This window comes from Marinilabilia salmonicolor JCM 21150, assembly GCF_000259075.1.
GTDB lineage: Bacteria > Bacteroidota > Bacteroidia > Bacteroidales > Marinilabiliaceae > Marinilabilia > Marinilabilia salmonicolor.
Genome location: NZ_AJKI01000059.1, coordinates 1 through 2085, shown reverse-complemented (window position 1 = coordinate 2085; position 2085 = coordinate 1). Strand labels below are relative to the sequence as shown.

Here is a 2085-nt window from a genome sequence, read left to right as displayed (position 1 = left end):
ATGATGAATGCCTTAAATATCAAGGAGTTTAATGATTGTATAAATATTTTGTCATGTACTTAGGCAAAAGGCAATGAAATTATTATCAGTACGCCTAAATCTAAAATTGTCGAAAAATATCTTTTGTGCTTATTAATTAAATCCATGTTTAGTTTTTATATTCAGTTAATTGTGTTGTTTTATAATGCACCACAACGTTGAGTATATGGCAAGTAGGCGATTGCGTGCTTCGAACCTATCAAACCGAGATGAATTTTGAGCGGGCTACAATTGTTGAATTTATCCCTATCACGCCTATTTGCTATATACATTGTTAGCGTTTCGGCCATTATTTTATACATTTTTTATTTGTCCAATCAAGAGTCTTTGCAAATTCAAAATCGTTCTCAATCCCCACCAAATCAAACAATGGATCTTTGGTGTTTATTTCTTTGTCAGACTGCACCTTTAGAAATAATTCCTCGTTATTATCTCCAAAATAATGTCCTAAATCAGGATATTTGGGCAACGAATTTACAAATCTCAAAATTGTATCATAGTTGTTTATTATATCAATAGGTGAATTAAAAAGTAATCCAATTTTTTTACCAAGAATGTCATTTGATCCAATTGAAATACTCGAACTTATCCCTAAAATTTTATCGCAATTATAGGATTTAAACTTATATCCATCAATGTAAGGTATTGAGACATGTTCGGGATAGTTATAATCATCCTTGTTTAGATTAGTAATTACTATTTGTCCTTTTTTTTCAATATCAATCAATGCGCTAATCTCCTCAAGTTTTGTATCTGGGTGTCCCCATATCTCAATTACTTTTACTCCTGGTAATTTGTCTAAATCTCTGTGAATTTTATTTCTCTCTTTGTAGTAATTCAATCTATATATTATCAGTCCGACCAAAATCAGTCCAATTATTACTCCGATACTAGAAATTGATATTTTAAAAATTTTTCTCATTTGCAGAATGTTTCTTTTGGCTGAACGCTAACGTCCCGGCTATATGCGCCTGGGCGTGGCTTTCAGCCCAGCTGTGGATTTATCAGCTTGAACGCAGGGGTGAGGGTAAAACAAAACCCTCAATATGCTGTGGATGCCACGGCTGGCGTATCATAGCTTTGTTGCTGGCTGCTTATATTTCTGTCCGTTGGGGATTTCAATTTGAGAGTTATTTCATGTAGTATCGGGTTTGGGGTTTTCATTGGTTTTTATTCAATTATAAAATTTTGGTTCTTAAAAGTAGAAATTTTCTGACAAAATCGTTTCTCAATCCGTTCGTTATTTTCAAATTTTGCGAATTTCTCAGCGACAAAACGCATTTTTCAAGCCGTTAAATGTCCTTTTGTCCCATTTTTCAAGCCGGAATTATCAACCCGTTACAATTGAGCATTTATCAACCCGCACAGTTTTCTGCCTGAATTGTTTCATTATCAATTAATTGGATAGTCTCAATCTTTGCGAAATTATCAGTGACCAAATTCGTTTCTCAAGCCGTTAATTGTCCTTTAGTTTTCATTTTTCAGGGCGGAACTATCAGCCCGTTACAATTGAGCATTTATCAACCCGCACAATTTTCTGCCTGAATTATTTCGTTATCAATCATTTGGACTGTGTCAATTTTTGCGAATTTATCAGTGACCAAACGCGGTTTTCAATCTGTTAATTATTCTCTGGTTTTCATTTTCAAGCCGGAATTATCGGCCCGTTACAAATGAGCTTTTATCAACCTGCACAATCTCCCGCCGGAATTATTTCGTTATCAATTACTTGGCCTGTATCAATCTTTACGAATTTTTCAACGTCCAGAAACGTTTCTCTATCCGTTGATTATTTTTCGTTTTCGTTTTTGACCGATATTATCAACTCGTTGTTATTGGTTTTTTATCAACCTGCCCAATTTTGCTTGTATTTCTTTCGTTATTAACCAACTTTTCGCGAAAAAATCCAATTTAGGTTATTGATTTTTAGTCGTATATGTGGTTTTTTTAAGTTGCCAGCAACGTCCCGGCTATATGCGCCTGGGCGTGGCTTTCAGACCAGCTGTGGATTTATCGGCTTGAAAGCATGGTTTTGGGAAATACAAA

1 protein-coding gene is annotated in these 2085 nt (G+C 34.6%); it reads right to left on the bottom strand.

Annotation, left to right across the window (positions count from 1 at the left end; all coding sequences use genetic code 11):
* Positions 1-328: 328 nt before the first annotated feature.
* On the bottom strand, positions 329-961 hold the full coding sequence (locus tag W7W_RS0120220) for a hypothetical protein (protein WP_010665442.1): 633 nt from the start codon (positions 959-961) through the stop codon (positions 329-331).
* Positions 962-2085 lie beyond the last annotated feature (1124 nt).

Coding starts and splice junctions, on each gene's coding strand:
- W7W_RS0120220 (WP_010665442.1), bottom strand. CDS start 961: ATGAGAAAAATTTTTAAAATATCAATTTCTAGTATCGGAGTAATAATT.